13 protein-coding genes are annotated in these 16,405 nt (G+C 75.2%); 6 read left to right on the top strand and 7 right to left on the bottom strand.

Annotated features, from left to right (window positions below; all coding sequences use genetic code 11):
* Window positions 1-31: 31 nt before the first annotated feature.
* On the bottom strand, window positions 32-2,914 hold the full coding sequence (locus ABTW95_RS08605) for an ABC transporter substrate-binding protein (RefSeq protein ID WP_500225728.1): 2,883 nt from the start codon (window positions 2,912-2,914) through the stop codon (window positions 32-34).
* Window positions 2,915-3,016: 102 nt separating this feature from the next.
* Between ABTW95_RS08605 and ABTW95_RS08600 the strand changes: the two genes are divergently transcribed.
* Both ABTW95_RS08600 and serC read left to right on the top strand, forming a co-directional pair.
* Window positions 3,017-3,352, top strand: a complete 336-nt coding sequence (locus tag ABTW95_RS08600) for a hypothetical protein (protein ID WP_396450627.1) — start codon at window positions 3,017-3,019, stop codon at window positions 3,350-3,352.
* A gap of 44 nt (window positions 3,353-3,396) precedes the next feature.
* Complete coding sequence (gene serC, locus ABTW95_RS08595) at window positions 3,397-4,533, top strand: phosphoserine transaminase (RefSeq protein ID WP_396450625.1); 1,137 nt, start codon at window positions 3,397-3,399, stop codon at window positions 4,531-4,533.
* A gap of 183 nt (window positions 4,534-4,716) precedes the next feature.
* Here the strand turns inward: serC and ABTW95_RS08590 are convergent, their stop codons facing one another.
* The gene (locus ABTW95_RS08590) at window positions 4,717-5,625 is read right to left on the bottom strand and encodes a class II glutamine amidotransferase (protein WP_500225723.1); all 909 of its coding nucleotides are present in this window, start codon (window positions 5,623-5,625) and stop codon (window positions 4,717-4,719) included.
* Between the two features lie 16 nt (window positions 5,626-5,641).
* Between ABTW95_RS08590 and ABTW95_RS08585 the strand changes: the two genes are divergently transcribed.
* The 3 genes from ABTW95_RS08585 (at window position 5,642) to ABTW95_RS08575 (ending at window position 9,161) form a co-directional block, all read left to right on the top strand.
* Window positions 5,642-5,794: a hypothetical protein gene (locus ABTW95_RS08585; protein ID WP_396450622.1), complete on the top strand. Its 153-nt coding sequence runs from the start codon at window positions 5,642-5,644 to the stop codon at window positions 5,792-5,794.
* A 50-nt stretch (window positions 5,795-5,844) separates the two neighbouring features.
* Window positions 5,845-6,855: a hypothetical protein gene (locus ABTW95_RS08580; protein ID WP_396450620.1), complete on the top strand. Its 1,011-nt coding sequence runs from the start codon at window positions 5,845-5,847 to the stop codon at window positions 6,853-6,855.
* A 128-nt stretch (window positions 6,856-6,983) separates the two neighbouring features.
* Window positions 6,984-9,161 (top strand): hypothetical protein, encoded by a 2,178-nt coding sequence (locus ABTW95_RS08575; RefSeq protein WP_500225717.1) that lies wholly within the window; start codon window positions 6,984-6,986, stop codon window positions 9,159-9,161.
* On the opposite strand, the gene thpR is transcribed toward ABTW95_RS08575, so the two are convergent.
* From thpR to ABTW95_RS08560, 3 genes are all read right to left on the bottom strand, one after another.
* Window positions 9,098-9,721 (bottom strand): RNA 2',3'-cyclic phosphodiesterase, encoded by a 624-nt coding sequence (thpR, locus tag ABTW95_RS08570; protein ID WP_396450616.1) that lies wholly within the window; start codon window positions 9,719-9,721, stop codon window positions 9,098-9,100. The two genes, ABTW95_RS08575 and thpR, sit on opposite strands and share 64 nt — an antisense overlap.
* A 52-nt stretch (window positions 9,722-9,773) precedes the next feature.
* Window positions 9,774-11,021: an MFS transporter gene (locus tag ABTW95_RS08565; RefSeq protein WP_396450630.1), complete on the bottom strand. Its 1,248-nt coding sequence runs from the start codon at window positions 11,019-11,021 to the stop codon at window positions 9,774-9,776.
* A gap of 529 nt (window positions 11,022-11,550) precedes the next feature.
* A complete protein-coding gene (locus ABTW95_RS08560; RefSeq protein WP_396450614.1) occupies window positions 11,551-12,018 on the bottom strand; it encodes a MarR family transcriptional regulator in 468 nt (155 codons plus the stop codon).
* A gap of 161 nt (window positions 12,019-12,179) precedes the next feature.
* Here ABTW95_RS08560 and ABTW95_RS08555 point away from each other — a divergent pair, with 161 nt between their 5' ends.
* Entirely contained in the window at window positions 12,180-12,530 is a 351-nt protein-coding gene (locus ABTW95_RS08555) for a DUF2530 domain-containing protein (protein WP_500225710.1), read from the top strand.
* Here the strand turns inward: ABTW95_RS08555 and ABTW95_RS08550 are convergent.
* Both ABTW95_RS08550 and ABTW95_RS08545 read right to left on the bottom strand, forming a co-directional pair.
* Window positions 12,527-15,532 carry a sacsin N-terminal ATP-binding-like domain-containing protein gene (locus tag ABTW95_RS08550; RefSeq protein ID WP_500225707.1) on the bottom strand — a complete coding sequence of 1,002 codons (3,006 nt, stop codon included), beginning with the start codon at window positions 15,530-15,532 and terminating at the stop codon, window positions 12,527-12,529. The two genes, ABTW95_RS08555 and ABTW95_RS08550, sit on opposite strands and share 4 nt — an antisense overlap.
* 1 nt (window position 15,533) lies before the next feature.
* Window positions 15,534-16,391, bottom strand: coding sequence for a DUF3027 domain-containing protein (locus ABTW95_RS08545; RefSeq protein ID WP_396450609.1), 858 nt, complete (start codon window positions 16,389-16,391; stop codon window positions 15,534-15,536).
* Between the last annotated feature and the right edge of the window lie 14 nt (window positions 16,392-16,405).

Raw genomic sequence — 16,405 nt, 5'->3', positions numbered from 1 at the left:
GCCGCCCGCGCGCCCGCCGCCCGCGCGCCCGCTATTGAGAGGCCGCCCCGCGGTCCCCGGCGTGGCCGGGCGGGCAGGACGCCTCGCCCTGCTCGCCGGCGATCAGGCGGCCGCACACCTGCTTGACCTCGGTCGTCCCGTCCGGCTTGATCGTCGCCAGCAGCACCGGCTTGTCGAGGACCTGGTGGCCGGTGGTGCGCGTGCTGAAGCGGATGACGCCGCTCGCCCCGTTCCGCAGGACGTCGTGGTCGGGGTCGTTCAGCGCCGCGAACACCGATCCCGCCGACGGCAGCGCCTTCTCCTGCCAGTACACCCTGCTCGCCACGGTCGCGACGAGCGTCACGGCGTCGTAGGCGACGGCGGCGCGGGTGATGGACGGCCGCCGGCCGGTGGCGGCGTCCTCGTCCGTCATCTCCCGCACGGCGGGGTCGTAGTCGGAGTAGAAGGTCTGCGGGGCCTGGTCGCCGATCCACCGCCACGTCCACGCCTCCCGCGCGGCGAGCGGCGTGAAGTACAGGTCGAAGGTGTCCTTGCGGCCGAGTTCGGCGGCGTTGTCGCTGACGTACTTCGCGATCTCGTCGTCCGCCATGACCAGCGGCCGCTTCGGGCACGACAGCTCCAGGACGTTGATGAACGAGCGGAACTCGTCGGAGCGCCCGGCGTAGTAGAACATGTCGGGCTGGTCCTGGCACGCCTCCCGGACGGCCTTGTTCAGCTCCCCCGGGTTCCCGTACGGGCGCATGCGCGCCTTGCCCGGCCGGAACGCCTTCCGGAAGTCCTCGGCCAGGTTCCGGCTGTAGAGGTCGTCGGGGTCGCCGTCGTAGATGACCACCGCGTCGTCCGCCTTCCGGCCCCCCACGTCGCCGTGCCGCGCCCAGTAGGCGGCGTGCTCGGCGGTCCGCGCGTTGGGCGACGCGAGCCGGAAGTAGTATGGCGAGAAGCCGGCGTCGCCGTCGAGCAGCGCCGTCCCGTCGTAGCTGTTGGCCGTGCCGATGAGGGGCAGCGCCGACTTGGCCAGCAGCTTGATCGCCTCCTGCGTCTGCCGGCGGCTCTGCTCGAAGCCGACCACCGCGACGATCGAGCGGTCCTCCAGCGCGCGCCGGCTGATCTGCCGGGCGACGTGCTCGGCGTAGCTGAACTTGGCGCCCGCGTTCGCGACCAGCACCCGCAGCCGCAGATCGTCGCCCTCGGCGGCGTCGTTGAACCGCTTCTGCGCGATCGCCAGCCCGATCAGCTCGCCCTGCACCCCGGCGAGCAGGTCGATCCGCTTGTTCTTGATGGACGGGTCGGCGGTCACCGGGCCGAGGTAGACGACCGTCGCGTACGGCTTGCCGGACTCCCGCACGTGGTCGTTCAGCGCCTCGATGCGGTCGAGCACCCTGTTCAGCCGGTTGTCGTTGTTCTCGCCGCCGGAGTCCTCGCCGAAGCGGAACGACCCGTCGGTGATGCCGACGCACTCGCCGTTCGCCATCCGCCTGATCCCGAAGGGCGAGCAGTACTTCACCACCTGCACCGAGACCACCGTGATCGACGCCGCCGCGACCGCGACCATCGCGATCCACGGCAGGGCCGGGTGCGCGAGCCGCGGGCGGCGCCGCACCGGCCGGACGGGCGGCAGGTCACCGCCCGGGTCGCGGGTGACGTCGACGCGCAGCTCGCGGCGGGAGCCGAGGGCGCCGACACGGCGCTGCTCGCGGGTGTAGCGGTCCCACAGACCGCGCGCGGCGACGACGCTCTGCGGCTCACCGGACGACACGTCCACCCGGATCGCCTGCGACAGCCGGTCGAGGAGCAGCGGCGCGGACGGCTCGTCGCCGGCGGGCGCGTTCGGGTCGACGCCCGCCACGACGATGAGCGGGTCGAAGCCGGAGACCCGGTCGCTCGCCTGGCAGTCGGCGCGGACCCGCTCGGCCAGCTCCACGAACGCCACCCCGGGGTGGCGGGCCGCCAGATGCTCGAAGATCAGCACCGGGTAGCGGACGCGGGCCCAGGCCGCCCGGCGGTAGTCGCGCCGGTAGTTGCGGCGCAGATCCTCCAGGAACGCGGCGACCAGCAGCAGGTCGAGCTGCTCGCCGTGGTCGTCGGGCTCGACCGGGCGCGGGTCGAACACGCCGAGCGCGAAGCCGAGGAACCCGGTGGAGTCGCGGTCCATGTAGGGCTGGCGGAGGAACCAGCGGAACCGCCGCACCCCGTACCAGCCGCGCGTCCGGGCGACGATCTGCACGGTCACGAACCCCAGACCGATGACGGCCGCCAGCACGGCGGACGCGAGGTCGAGCGCCGCCGCCGTCCCGGCGCTGACCAGCGCGACGACCGCGATCCCGATCGGGGCGATCTGCTCCAGGAACGACAGGAACTGCGTGGGCCGGCCGCGCGTCTCCTCCAGGTCGCGCAGGACGTCCCGGCCGCGGCGGCGGATCACCCGGTTCAGCTCGCGGCGCCGCGCGTTCTCGTTGTCGCCGACCGGCGGATGCGTGAGCCGCCGCACCAGCCGGTGGTTCTCCCGCTCGGCGGCCGAGGCGCCGCGCGGGACCGGGCGGTCCCCCGCGAGCCGGATCTCGCGCAGGTCGCGCAGCCACAGCGCCATCTCCAGCAGCGGGAACCGCATCCCCGGCTCGCCGCGGCCGTGGCTGCTCGGCTGCGACAGCTCCCGCTTCGCCTCCCGCAGCACGCCCGCGACGTCGGTGGCGGGCGTGTCGGCGGCGATGTGCGACACCGGGGCGCGCTCGTCCTCGCAGCGGGCCTTCAGGATCTCGGCGGCGTGCGAGGTGGCGCGGGCGGGGCCGAGCAGCAGGAGCAGCGGCCGCAGCCGCTCCCGCAGCCGCCACTTCGGCCGCTCCCGCAGCCGTTCGAACAGGTCGAGCACTCCGCGCAGCCGATCCTCGCTCAGGATCCGGTCGCCGTCGCCCGCCATACGCACACGCCTCGCTTCCCGTTCGCACTCTCCTTCGCCCCCGGCCGCCGCTATTGGACGCAGCGGACGATCAAACGGATCGAATTTGTCATCATTGGCGGCATGAGCCAACCCCCCGACGAGCCACTTGACGGTGACGTCGGCCCCGCGAGGGACGCGTCCGGCGCGAAGGCCGACGCCGCCGAGGAGCTGCGCCGGTACGAGGCGGAGCGCGAGGAGCGCCGCCGCCGCACCAACGCGGTGTCTGGGCGGATCGCCGTCGTCGTCACCGCGCTCTTCCTCGGCTTCCTGGTCTACGACTCCGTCGGCACGGCCATCGAGGCGCACGCCAGGGGCGACGACTGGATCTACCCGCCCGCCGTGGTCGCCGGCGTGTGCGCGGCGGCGCTGGCGGCCCTGCTGACCTGGGCGTGGCGGCGCCGGCGTCTCGGCATGTGAACCCGGCCCGCGATCTTCGTTGCAGGTCAGATAGCCTTCTACAAGTGACCGACAGCGCGAATCCAACCATTGACATCCCAGCCGATCTCAAGCCCGCGGACGGCCGTTTCGGGTGCGGCCCCTCCAAGGTCCGCCCCGAGCAGCTCGCCGCCCTCGCCGAGTCGGGTTCGGCCTACATGGGGACCTCGCACCGCCAGAAGCCGGTGAAGTCCCTGGTCGGGCGCGTCCGGGAGGGGCTGTCCCAGCTGTTCTCCCTCCCCGACGGGTACCAGGTCCTGCTCGGCAACGGCGGCACCACGGCGTTCTGGGACGCGGCCGCGTTCGGGCTCGTCCGGCAGCGCTCGCAGCACCTGACGTTCGGTGAGTTCTCCAGCAAGTTCGCCAAGGTCACCACGAGCGCTCCCTGGCTGGGGGACCCGACCGTCATCTCCGGCCCGCCCGGAACGCACCCGGAGGCGTCCGCCGAGGAGGACGTCGACGTCTACGCCCTCACCCACAACGAGACCTCGACGGGCGTCGCCATGCCGATCAAGCGCCCGGCGGGCACCACCGCGCGCGAGGGCCTCGTCCTGGTGGACGCCACCTCCGGCGCGGGCGGCCTGCCCGTCGACGTGTCCGAGACCGACGTCTACTACTTCGCGCCGCAGAAGTGCTTCGCGGCCGACGGCGGCCTGTGGGTGGCGCTCGCGTCCCCGGCGGCGCTGGAGCGGATCGACGAGATCGCCATGTCCGACCGGTACGTCCCGGAGTTCCTCAACCTGAAGACCGCCGCGGACAACTCCGCCAAGGACCAGACCTACAACACCCCGGCCGTGGCCACGCTGCTCCTCCTCGCCGAGCAGATCGAATGGATGAACGGCCAGGGCGGGCTGGCGTGGACGACGTCCCGCACAGCCGACTCGTCCCAGCGGCTCTACACCTGGGCGGAGAAGACCTCGTACGCGACGCCGTTCGTGGTCGACCCGGCGCAGCGGTCGCAGGTCGTCGGCACGATCGACTTCAACGACGACGTCGACGCCGCCGCCGTCGCCAAGACGCTCCGCGCCAACGGGATCGTCGACACCGAGCCGTACCGCAAGCTGGGCCGCAACCAGCTGCGCATCGGCATGTTCCCGGCCATCGACCCCGACGACGTCGAAGCCCTGACCGCCTGCGTCGACTACGTGGTAGAGCGGCTCTAGCTCATTGGGGGGGCGACCCCCCAAACCCCCCGGCTGCGCGGCACGGGTCTCCTCGCTCTGGTCGCCGGCGCTCCCGCCGCTGCGGGGACGCGGCGCGCCGGGCATGCCCGCTGCGCTCGCAGAGCTCGCTCCGCGTGCCTGCCCGTGACCGCCGGTTGGGCGTTGATCTGTCTGGGTCGGGGCTCAGCCGGCGACGGCGAGGGGGGAGTCCGCGCCGCCGGTGCCGCCGGCGCGTTCGACGGCGCGGTGGAGGAGGCCGGCGCGGTCGCGTTCCTGGTCGGCGCGGGTGAAGCCCGTCCAGACGCGGGGGTCCATGTCGGTGTCGCGGGCCGTGGGCACGAAGTTCGCGGTCGCGAGCACCTCGGGGGCGTCGCGGCGCCCGGGGCGGCGCTCCATGCCGACCTTCACGTAGGTGCCCTCGCGGAGCATGACCACGCTGGCGAACTCGACGCTCGTGTGCCGCTCGGCGTCCCGGAACCAGCGCGGGTTGGACGCCCAGTAGATGTTCTGGTCGGTGTCCACGGCGACGGTCAGCGGGCTGAGCGCGCCCCGCGCCAGGTGCACCTCGGTGGGCCGGTCGCGGTGGACCCAGGCGAGCGCGACCCGCCCGACCACGGCTTCGAGCACCGCGGTCACGTCGGACGGCCGCCGGCATTCGGCGAGCAGCTGGAAGATCGGCTCGCTGTCGGTGGCGCCGGCCGCGGGCGGCAGGGCGAAGCGGGACCGCAGGTCGGCGACGTCGATGTCGCCGTTGTGCGTGGCGACGACGTCCCGCACGGCCATCGGGCTCGCGTTGCGCGGCTCCCGCGGCGAGCCCTGCGTGGCCCAGCGGGTGTGGCCGAGCACGACCGGCGAGCGGTCGAGTTCCGAGACGTACGCGGGACGCCAGATCTCCGCAAAGCGGCCGCGGCCCTTCACCACCCGGCAGCCGCCCGAGGGCCCGCCGAGGCCCGGGAACCCGCCCAGGCCGGGCCAGGCGCCGAGGAACGCGAAGCCCGCCGAGTCCGTGCCGCGCTCCTCCGCGAGCATGCCCAGCGTGACGAACACGTCCGAGGCGATCCCCGGGTCGTCGGCGAACGGCGAACGTACCATCCCGAACAATCCGCACATGTCACATGAGATGCAGATCATGGGCGGACGGTTCGAGTCGTCCATCGGGACGAATAAGCTCAGACCCGTGAACCGCGCGCCCCGCTGGCTGCTTCCCACCGTGCTGACCGCGCTCGTCCTGGCCGTGGTCATCGGTGCGCTGCTGAGCTGACCGGCGCGGGTCATATGATCGACGGGGCGCGGAACGGGGATGATCAGGCCATGTCAGCAAGCCGCATCGTCGCTCGCGCCGGTGCCGCGCTCGCCGTCGCCGGCGCGTCCGCCGGCGTCCTGTCCCCCGCCCCGGCGCACGCCGCCGACGGCGACCGGACGGCGTTCACGATCAGGGACCCGCGGATCACCGAGTCCAGCGGGCTCGCGGCGAGCGCCCTGCATCCCGGCGTCGTCTACACGCACAACGACTCCGGCGGCGTCCCGAAGATCTTCGCGCTCGGCCCGGACGGCCGGGTGCGCGCCGTGCTCACGGTGGGCGGCGCGAGCGCCCGCGACTGGGAGGCCATCGCACTCGGCAAGGACGACCGCGGCCGCCCGGCGATCTTCGTGGCGGACATCGGCGACAACCTCGGCGGCGCCTGGCCGTACGTGACGGTGTACCGGATCCCGGAGCCGGCGCGGCTGCGCAGCCGGACGCTGCGCGCCACCGCGTTCAAGATCAAGTACGCGGACGGGCCGCGCAACGCCGAGACCCTGATGATCAACCCGAAGACCAACCGGCTCTACATCGCCAGCAAGCTGTTCGGCGGAAAGATCTACGAGGCGCCGAGGCGGCTGCGCACCAGCGGCTTCAACGTCATGCGCAAGGTCGGCGACGCGCCCGCCATCGCGACCGACGGCGCGTTCTCCCCCGACGGCCGCACCTGCGTGATCCGCACGTACTTCGGGGCCCGGCTGTACTCTGTGCGGCCGGACGGCAGGCCCGGCAGGACCCTGAAGTCGATCGACCTGCCCGTGCAGGCGCAGGGCGAGTCGGTGACCTACACCGCGGACGGGACGTCGCTGCTGGTCGGGTCTGAGGGCAAGAACCAGCCCGTCTACCGGGTGCCGCTGCCGGACGAGGCGCGCCCGTCGCCGGCGCCGCCGCCGAAGGAGGCGCAGACCGCGGGCGGGACCGAGGAGGGCCACCGGGACGCCACCAACACGCGGGTGGGGCTGTTCCTGGCGCTGGGGATCGCGGGCGCGGTGGGCTACGGGCTGCTGAGGAGGCGACGGTGACCGGCGGGAACCGTGCGACGTGAGCCGCCCGTACAACCTGACCGGCACGATGGAAAAGGCTTTCGGAGGACGACCGGATCGCGAAAGGAGGCGACGGTCCCGCCGGGACACGTGTGAGGATGCGGACTGTGGAGCATGAGCTGGTGGGCCTCGCGGGCTCCGGCGGCCGGTGGCGCCCCGTGGCCGCGGGCCCGTTCACCGTCCTCGCGGTGGCGCTGGCGCTGCTGCCGATCCGGCCGGTGTGGCTGTGGGCCGCGCTGATCGGCGCCGTCGCCGCCGTCCCGTGGCTGCTCGGCGCGCTCCCGGACGCGCGCCGCCGCAGGCCCCGCCCGTACTGGCGGCTGTCGGCGGCGGGCCTGGAGCGGATCGGCCGGGGCGGCCTCGTCATGACGTCCTACGAGCGGTCCCGGATCGACGGCCTGGCCATCACGACCGGGGACGGCGTGCTGACCGTCTTCCACCGGTTCGGGCGGACGGCGGTCGGCGGCCTGACCGCGATGGGCCTGGAGCCCCTCGCGGTGTTCGTGACGGCGCGGCGGCTCGGCATCCCCATGCACGTCCTGGACGGTGAGGCCACCGACCTGCTCGACCCGGCGCTCGACGAGGCGCTGCGCGCCTCCGGGCTGGAGGACGACATTCCGGGCAGCGGGCCGCTGCCGCGCGACCACGCGGCCGAGAAGCGCCTGCTGGACCAGGAGGCCGCGCTGCTGGCGGCGGCGCACGAGCCGCCCGCCGAGCCGTCCACGGAGGCGTCCGGGGACGGGTCCGGGGACGGGTCCGCCGCGGGCCGGCCGGGCCGCGGCAGGGGCGGCCGGGCCGGGGAGCAGCGGCTGGACACGCCGGAGCCGCTGCCGAGCCGCCGCCGGATCATGCTGCTCGGCGCGCTGACCGCGCTGCTCGGCGCCGTGATGATCGTCCGGATCGCGCTGGACGGGACGAGCGAGTTCGGCGCCCGGCTCGCCGCGGGCTGCTGGGTGCTGGCGGCGATCGCGGGCGTCCTCGCGGCGCGCCGCCGGCTGCTGCGCGCCGCGCAGATCCGCTGGACGATCACCGCCGACCGGCTGCGGGTGCGGGCCCGGCCGGGCCGCCGCCGCGAGGTGCAGGAACTGCCCGCGGGCGACGTCGCGGCGGTCGTCGTCGGGCCCGGCCTGCGGCTCGACCCGGTCAGCGGGGAGCCGCGCCGCGCCGACCTCGCCGCGCTGGCGTTCGGGCACCGGCTGGAGCTGGTCGCGCGGCTGCCCGCGCACGGCCTGGACGGCTTCCAGCTCGCGCACGCCCTCGACGACCACGGCTACCGGGTGATCACGCCGGGGGCGCGGGCGCCGCGCCGCCCGGACTACGGCCTGGAGGGCCTGCCGGAGATCTTCGCGCAGGTGCCCGGCGGCCGGCTCGTCGTCACCGACGGCGGGCTCGGCTGGGCCGACGCGGCCGGCGACGTCGTGCTGAAGATGCCGGAGGACCGCATCGGCGGCATCGAGCTGCTGACGATCGGCGGGCACGCGTGGGTGCGGCTGTACGACTCCGACGGCGACGAGTTCTTCGCCGCGCCGCTGTCGGCGCTGCGGATCTCCCGCACCGACCTGCGCGACTCGGCGCGCCGCGCGGGCCTGCCCGTCAACGACGCCGAGTACGACGCGTACATGAGCGCCGCGTTCCACTCCGCCGTGTCCACGCTGGCCGCGCCCGAGCCCGAGCGGGCGGCGGCCGCGCTCCCGGCGCAGCCCGCGGGCCCGGAGGGCGGCGGCGCGGACGGCCCGCGGGACGTCCCGGCGCGCCTGCCGCAGGACGTCACGTTCCCCGTCTCGGCCCCGCCGAGCCCCGTCACGGCGCCGGGCGCCCTCCTGGACGCCACCCGCCGGTCCCGCGTCGGCACGTACGGGATGAGCGTGCTGCTGTGCGAGGCGGTGGCGCTGCTCGGCGCGGTCTGGCTCGGCCCCGACCTCGGCGGCTTCAACGCGACCGCGAGCTGGTCGGTGCCCGCGGGGCTGGTGATCGGCCTGATCGGCTACTGGCTGTACGACCGGAACCGTTCGCAGCTGCGCGTGTCGTCCGCCGGCCTCGCGGTCGTCACCAGGCGCGGCAAGGTCGAATGGGACCTGGCCCGCGACCGCGTCGGCGGCGTCGGCATCGACGAGTCGGCGGAGCGGATGCCGCGGCTCGTGGTGTGGGCGCCGTCCGGGCGGGTGCTGCGGCAGATCACGTTCCCGCCCGACCTGGACGAGCTGCGCCGCGCCTGCGAGCGCTACGGCGTCCCGTGGGGGCCGCCGGACGCCGACCGTCCCGCGCCGCCCCCGCCGGAGCTCTGACGCAGCGACCACGTCTTCAGCGACTCGTACGTCACCTGGCTCTGGTCCTTGCCCGGCAGGTGGCTGCGCATCAGCTGGACGGAGTGCGCCGTCCACGGGGAGCCCGCGAACGCCGACAGCGGGTCGATGAGCGCCCGCACGTCCACCGGCCGCCGGGACCTCGCGAGCGTCAGGTGGGGGCGGAAGCCGCGGTGCTTGTCCGGGAGCGTCCCGACGCGGCGCCCGGCGGCGGTGGTGGACGCGGCGAGCCGCGCCAGCCCGCGGCGGTCGCCGTACAGGCCCGTCCACAGGACGCGGGCGTGCGCGCCGCTGCCGGGGAAGGCGCCCGCGCCGGCCAGCGACAGGGTCATCCGCTCGTGCCGCCCGACGGCGCGCTCCAGCCGCGGCAGCAGCCGGTCGAGGGTGCGGTCGTCGACCTCGCCGAGGAACGTCAGCGTGACGTGCAGCAGGTCGCGCCGCACCCAGCGCAGCGCGGGCTGCGCGTCCCGGTGCGGGCGGACGGCCTCCTCAAGCTCGTCCAGGATGTCCGGTGGCGGCACGAGCGCCACGAAAAGCCTCATGGGAGCGTCCGGAGGGCCACGCGGCCAGCTTTCCAGCAGACGGCACCCGTTGTCACGCGATCGGGGCCGTCATCCTCCGGCCGGGGCGGAGCCGCCGCAGCCCGGCGAACCCGGCGCCCCTGGCCGCCACCGCTCCGACGGCGAGCGCGGCGAGGACGGACACCAGCCCGCCGAGGACGAGGCTCATCCGCGCCCCGAAGTGCTCGGCCAGCCAGCCGACCGCGGGCGCGCCCACCGGGTTCGTGCCGAGGAACACCAGCATGTAGAGGGCCATCACCCGGCCGCGCATCTCAGGGGACACGCCGAGCTGCATGGTCGCGTTCGCCGCCGTCGTGATCGTCATCATCGCGATGCCGGTCGGGACGAGCAGCGCCAGGAACAGCCAGTACGTCGGCATCAGCCCGGTCACGACCTCCAGCGCCCCGAACACCAGGCCCATCGCCACCAGCAGCCGCAGCCGCGGCTTGGCGACCCTCCGGGCGGCCAGCAGCGCGCCGCTGAGGGCGCCGAGCGCCAGCATGCTGGACGCCAGCCCGAACGCCGACGCGTCGGTGTGGAAGACCTCCTTGGCGACCAGCGCGACCGTCGTGTTGAAGTTCATCCCGAACGTCGCCAGGAACCCGATGAGGATCAGGACGAGCATGAGGTCGCGGCGGCCGCGCACGTAGCGGAGCCCCTCGCGCAGCTGCCCCTTGGCGCGCTTGACGGCCGGCACGTCGTGCAGCTCGTCGGTCCGCATCGCGTAGAGCCCGAACAGGACGGCGCCGAACGAGGCCGCGTTCACCAGGAACACCGGCCCCGTGCCGATGAGCGCGATGAGCACTCCGGCGACCGCCGGGCCGAGCAGCCGGGCCCCGTTGAACGTGGCGCTGTTCAGCGCGATCGCGTTCGGCAGGTCGCGCCTGCCGACCATCTCCATCACGAACGCCTGCCGGGTCGGGTTGTCCACGACGGTGGCGACGCCGAGGCCGAAGGCCAGCAGGTACACGTGCCAGACCTGGGCGTTCCCGCTGACCGCGAGCAGCCCGAGGACCAGGGCCAGCACGCCCATGGAGATCTGGGTGAGCATCAGGACGCGCCGCTTGGGGTAGCGGTCGGCGACGACGCCGCCCCACAGCCCGAACAGCAGCATCGGCAGGAACTGCAGCCCGGTGGTGATCCCCAGCGCGGTGCCGCTCCCGTGCGCGAGTTCGAGGACGAGCCAGTCCTGCGCGACCCGCTGCATCCAGGTGCCGGTGTTGGAGACGACCTGCCCGGCCGCGTAGAGGCGGTAGTTGCGGTTGCGCAGCGACCGGAACATCCCGCCGCGCCGCGCCTGCCGCCCGCCCTCCGGAGCCGCCTGCTCCGGCTCGGCGGACCGCGCGGACTCGTCCAGCGCGGACCCTTCCAAAGCGGGCTCGTCCGGCGCGGGCTCGTCGAGGGGGCCGTCTTGGAACGTTCCGCCGGCCTTGAGGCCCGCCTGAGCGGTCGCCGCCTCGGCGGCGCCCGCAGACTCATCACCCGGCGCATGCCCGTCGAGCTGCGCCGGCCGATCAACCTGCGGGGCCGAACCGGTGCGGGAGGCGGGGTGGACGGGCGCCGGGGCGAGGGGGCGCGCCGGGGACGGCCGGCGGCGGGAGCGGACGGCGGCCGCCGCCTTCAGGGGCGCGGGGGTCACCGGAGCGGCGGCGCGGGCGGGATGCGCGCGGCGGCGGCGGGCGCCGCGCGTCGCGGTCCCCTCCGGCTCATCGGGGGTTTCGTTAGCAGAAGTCATTACCAAAGCTAACGTTAATCGGGCGATCTTCATTCCGGCAAGGGCCATGAACCCGGCCACACTCCCGCACCGGGAGTCAGGAGCGGCTGAGGCGGTCGATGATCGGGGCCGCCCGGCGCAGGATCTCGCGTTCTTCGGCGGTCAGCTCGGCGAGCCGCTTGGCCAGCCACGCCTCCTTGCGGCGCCGCTCGTCCGCGAGCAGGGCCGACCCCGCCGCGGTGGCGTGCAGCACGACCTGCCGCCCGTCGGTCGGGTGCGGGCTGCGCGCGACGAGCCCGCGGTCCTCCAGGTGGGCGATCACGCGGGTCATCGAGGGCGGCTGCACCTTCTCGTGGTCGGCCAGCTCGCGCGGCGTCATCGACCCGTGCCGCTCGATCGCGGCGAGCGCGGCGAACTGCGTGAGCGACAGCGGGCGGCCGCCGTCCCCCGCCGCGGGCGGGCGCAGATTGCGCAGGCGGCGGGTGAGCCGCGCGATCGAGATGCGCAGCTCCTCGGCCAGCCCCGGCGCGGACGCCGTCCGCCCCCGGATCGGTGACGTGGTCATGGTCGCGTGGTCATGGTCGCGTGGTCATGTGGTTGCTCTCCCGGTGCTGCCGCCCATGCTGCCACGCCGCAGGCCCCGACCGTCCAGGAGGCCCGTTTTGAGCTGCTCATCACCCTGGTCGGCTGAGGACGGCCCGGCTCCTTCCACGTAGCCTGAGGACCATGAGCCGACCGCGCCGCCCGGATCCCCCGCCGATGCAGACCAACGACGTCCGTATCGCGGCCGCGGGCACGGTCGCGTGGGCGATCGCGCTGGTCGTGCTGCTCATCGTCGGGCTGCCGTCCGAGGACCGCTGGTGGCTGTGGGTGTGCGCCACCGGCATCGGGATCGGCCTGTTCGCCATGTGGTACATCCCCAGGCTCCAGGCCGGACGCGCCCGCGCCGAAGCCGCCCGCGCCCAACGCCGCGCCGAACGCCGGGCCGTGTCCCCGCCGGAGGGGTCCACGGCGGAGGGGTCCACGGCCGCGGAGCCCACCGCGGATCCCCCCGCGGAGCGGGAGCGGGTCGACTAGGGCTCCAGGTCGGCCTCGGCCAGCAGGACGGGCAGCGCCTCCGGGTCGCGCAGGACCGCTTCGACCAGGAGGCGGTCGGCCCAGTTCCCGGTCGACCAGGCGAGCGCCCGCGCCAGGCCGCGGACTCCGGTCGCGTGGATCTCGCCGTCCCTCGTCCACCAGGGGACGTCCTGGCCGTCCACGATGAGGCGACCGTGTGCGAGGTAGTCGGCCGGAGCGCCCGGCAGGACGGCTCTCACCGCGTCCGGCACGGGGCGCTTCTCGGCTTCTGACTCGACCTCGCCCGGAATCTCGTCCCCCGCCAGCGGGAGATCGAGCAGTTCGGCGAGGCGCGTGTCACGTCCCTGGGCGGCGATGACGAGGGGCTGCCCTTGCAGGAGCGGGAGGAGGTCGGGGCTGTCCAGGATGAGGGCGTCCCCCGCGTCCACGACCTCGACTTCGCCGTCCACTACGGCCCGGACGTGGTCGGGTGGCTCGACCGCCACTTCCGCGGCGTCGGCCAGGGCCGTCCAAAGCACGCCCAGCTGGGCCCGGGTCACGGGCCGATCAGGGTCGGCGAGCCGATCGAGCAGCTCTTGGGCGCCGCCGGGCTCCTCCAGCAGCTCGTCGAGCGACGTACGGACGCCCAGGGCGAGCAGGAACCGCTCGTCCAGGCCCTCCGGCGCGACGTCGTAGAGCCCGGCCAGCGCCTCGTCCCCGCCCAGCCGGAAGTCGCCCGGCCTGCGGCCGTCCAGGACCGGGTGCCGCCCCAGCCACCACGCCGTGTACGACGGGACGGCGGCGCGCCTGCCGTCGTGCAGCGTGACGTGGGCGGGATCCACGATCGCGGCCCGCCACGGCGGCGCGGCGAGCAGCCTCAGCGCCGCCGCCCAGTCGTCGACGAGCTCGAGGTCGCGGACGGCCGCGAACTCGGGCACCAGCGGCGGAAGGTCCTGCGGCCCGATGCGCGTCAGGACCTCATCGGCCCACAGGTCCTCGTCGGCCAGGTCGAGGGTCTCGGCCTCGTCGGCGAGGCCCGTGAGGCTGACGTCCTCGGCCCTGGCGAGCGCGAACCCGTCCAGGACCCCGACCGCCGCGAGCGTGTCGGCGCCCCACCGCTCCAGCACCCGGCCGTCCACGACGCCGAACGGCGCGTCATCGGCCATGAGGCCGCGCAGCGGGCTGTCCGGCAGCAGCAGCTCGCCCGCCGGGTAGAGCTCCCCGTCGTCCCCCGGCAGGGCCAGCTCCGCCAGCCACGGCTCGTCGCCGGGATCGAGGTGCGCGGCCGCCACGAGCCCCAGCACGGCCTCGGCGACCGCGTCCGGGTCATCGGCCTCGAACGACTCCTCGACGGCCGTCCGCACGGCGGGGTCGGCGAGCACCGTCCGCGGCCCCGCCTCGATCGCGCCGAGCCGCGTGAGCAGCGGGTGGACGGCCTCGGGATGGACGAACCGCAGCCCGAGCACGTCCAGCCCGGCCGGGTCGACGCCGTCCGCGATCAGCAGCCCGCGCGGCCCGCGCGCCACCCGGCCCGCCCGGCCCGCCAGCGGCACCGGCAAGGCCCCCAGAGCGTCCCTGGCGGCCCCGTCGAGCGTCCCGTACACCCGGTGCCACCACGCCGGTTCGCGGTCCACAGCGGCCAGCTCGTCGATCACGTCGGCCAGTTCCACGCGCCGCACCCCGAGCGCCGCCAGCGCCGGGCTGCGCGCCGGCCATTCGGGCGGCAGCAGCCCGCCGACCACGGCGTCCGCGCCGCCGAGCACCTCGACGAACGCCGCCGGCGCGTCCACCGCGACGGCGTCCCGGCCGCGCGTCCGATGCGGCAGCACGGGCGCCTCGGGCAGGCGCCCCCGGATCTCCCGCCGCACCCGCGCGTCGAGCTCCCCGGCCCCCACCGGCCCCGGCACGAGATCGAGCACGCGCGGCGACACCGGCGGCTCGGCCAGCAGCCGCACGTACGCCTCGGCGGCGCGCTCCACGAGGAACCCGGTCAGCGCCCCGGGCGCGACATGCCGCCGGTCCGGCGCCAGCGGGAACGACGCGATGAGCAGCGCGGGCAGGTCGAGCCGCTCGTCACTGGGCGTGGGGGCATGCACGACGCTCGGCGTGCCCTCGGGCCAGCCGTCCTCGGGCAGGGCCCACCGCACCTGCCAGAACGGCCGCGCCCGCTCCTCCACCGGACGGTCGCGCAGCAGCGCCCGGGGGATCTCCCCGTGCGCCTCGACGGTCCGCCACAAGGCCCCGTTGATGACGACCTCGCCGCCGCCGCGCCGCTCCGCGGACAGCTCGCGGACGTCCCCCTCGACATCGATCTCGACGCGCTCCAGCGCCGGCAAGGCCAGCATCAGCGCCGCCCCGACGTCCTCCAGTTGCCGCCGCACGGACGCGACCGCGTCCTCCCGCAGCGGCAGCCGCACGAGGGTGTCGAACCCGTCCGGAATCTCCGGCGCGTCGTCCAGCGCGAAAGGCAGCCGCAGCACCGGCACGTGGCCGCCCCGCCGCGCGGCCTCCTCGGCGAGCGCGGGCACGCCCTCGACCAGCTCCCGGGCCCGCTCCCGCGACCACTCGACCCCCGTCGCCCGCCGCGGACCGGCCGCGTCGCCGGCCGGGAGGGCGGACGCGATCGCGGGCGTGTCGGTGACGGCCGCGACGGCGGCGAACCCGACGCCGAACCGGCCGGTCGCGCCGCTCTCGCCGCGTTTCGACGAGGCGCGCAGCGTGGACAGCGACTCCACACCGGGAGCGTCCAGCGGAGCACCCGTGTTGGCGGCGGTCAGGACGGCGCCCGACGGCCCGGCGCCCGATGCCGCCGTGCGCAGGGTCAGCCGCAGCCGGCCGGGGACGGCGGCGCGGGACGCGGCGTCGGCGGCGTTCTGGGCGAGCTCGATGACCGCGCGGTCGCGGTAGCCGCCCAGGGCGTGGTCCTCCTCGGCGTTGGCGTCCTCGCGGAAGCGCGCCGGGGACTCGGCCCAGGCGCGCAGCACGCGCTCGCGCAGGGCCCGCGTGCCGAAGGCGTCCGGCATGTCAGCTGTGACCGAGGGCCTCGTCGTCCAGGGACGCGGCGTCCTCGTCGGCGGACGGGACGACCTCGTAGCCCAGCTCGTCGATCACCGGCGGGTTGTGCTCGGACGCCGCCGGGATCGAGACGGCCTCGGAGTGGGCGCCGCAGCCGTGGTCGGCGGAGACCACCCGGCCGTCGTCGGGGGCGTACTCGTTGGCGCAGACCCCGAAGAGCTGCCGCAGCTCGCCCGCCAGGGGGACGAAGAAGCCGCAGGTGGAGCACTGCGCGGGGGCGGACGCGGCGATGGGGGCGCGGGGCCCGGCGACGCCCTCGTACCAGCGGGTCGCGGCCTCGTCGCGGCCCTCCCGCGACAGCACCCGGACCCGGCCGAGGCCGAGCTCCCACTGCGCCGCGTGGTCGGTGGCGTCGTCCACCTGGGTGAAGCCGGGCGCGAGCCGGACGTCGTCGGGCGCGGTCGGCAGCAGGTCGCCGGGGCCGAGGTCGCCGGGGCGCAGCCGCTCCAGCCACGGCACCCACGGCGGCGCGAGCAGCGCCCCGTCGCCGGGCAGCAGGACGCATTCGCTGACCGTGACGTTCTTCGCGCGGGCGGCGCGGGTCACGGTGACGGCCCAGCGCCAGCCCCGGTAGCCGGGGGCGAGGCACGCGAAATAGTGCGTGACCACCCGGTCGCCCTCGGCGCGCAGGCCGAGGTGCTCGCCGACGCCGAGCGGGCGGGCGGTCTCCTCGGCGGCGCCGCGGGCGAGGTCGACGGCCTCGGCGCAGGCGGGGTCGACGGCGGGAGTGCGGGTCCGGCGGGCGGGCCCGGACGTGCTGCGCGCGGCGGCGGGACGCGCTGGGCTGGACTGGCGCTGTGGGCTCACACGTCAATTCTCGC

It is taken from the genome of Spirillospora sp. NPDC127506 (assembly GCF_040302145.1).
Classification (GTDB): Bacteria; Actinomycetota; Actinomycetes; order Streptosporangiales; family Streptosporangiaceae; genus Spirillospora.
This window is presented reverse-complemented; position numbering and strand designations above follow the sequence as displayed.

Bases quoted from the DNA above. Each gene is read 5' to 3' on its own strand.
- ABTW95_RS08605 (WP_500225728.1), bottom strand. From the start codon at position 2,914: ATGGCGGGCGACGGCGACCGGATCCTGAGCGAGGATCGGCTGCGCGGA.
- ABTW95_RS08600 (WP_396450627.1), top strand. From the start codon at position 3,017: ATGAGCCAACCCCCCGACGAGCCACTTGACGGTGACGTCGGCCCCGCG.
- ABTW95_RS08590 (WP_500225723.1), bottom strand. From the start codon at position 5,625: ATGGTACGTTCGCCGTTCGCCGACGACCCGGGGATCGCCTCGGACGTG.
- ABTW95_RS08585 (WP_396450622.1), top strand. From the start codon at position 5,642: ATGTCACATGAGATGCAGATCATGGGCGGACGGTTCGAGTCGTCCATC.
- ABTW95_RS08580 (WP_396450620.1), top strand. From the start codon at position 5,845: ATGTCAGCAAGCCGCATCGTCGCTCGCGCCGGTGCCGCGCTCGCCGTC.
- thpR (WP_396450616.1), bottom strand. From the start codon at position 9,721: ATGAGGCTTTTCGTGGCGCTCGTGCCGCCACCGGACATCCTGGACGAG.
- ABTW95_RS08565 (WP_396450630.1), bottom strand. From the start codon at position 11,021: ATGTTCCGGTCGCTGCGCAACCGCAACTACCGCCTCTACGCGGCCGGG.
- ABTW95_RS08560 (WP_396450614.1), bottom strand. From the start codon at position 12,018: ATGACCACGTCACCGATCCGGGGGCGGACGGCGTCCGCGCCGGGGCTG.
- ABTW95_RS08555 (WP_500225710.1), top strand. From the start codon at position 12,180: ATGAGCCGACCGCGCCGCCCGGATCCCCCGCCGATGCAGACCAACGAC.
- ABTW95_RS08550 (WP_500225707.1), bottom strand. From the start codon at position 15,532: ATGCCGGACGCCTTCGGCACGCGGGCCCTGCGCGAGCGCGTGCTGCGC.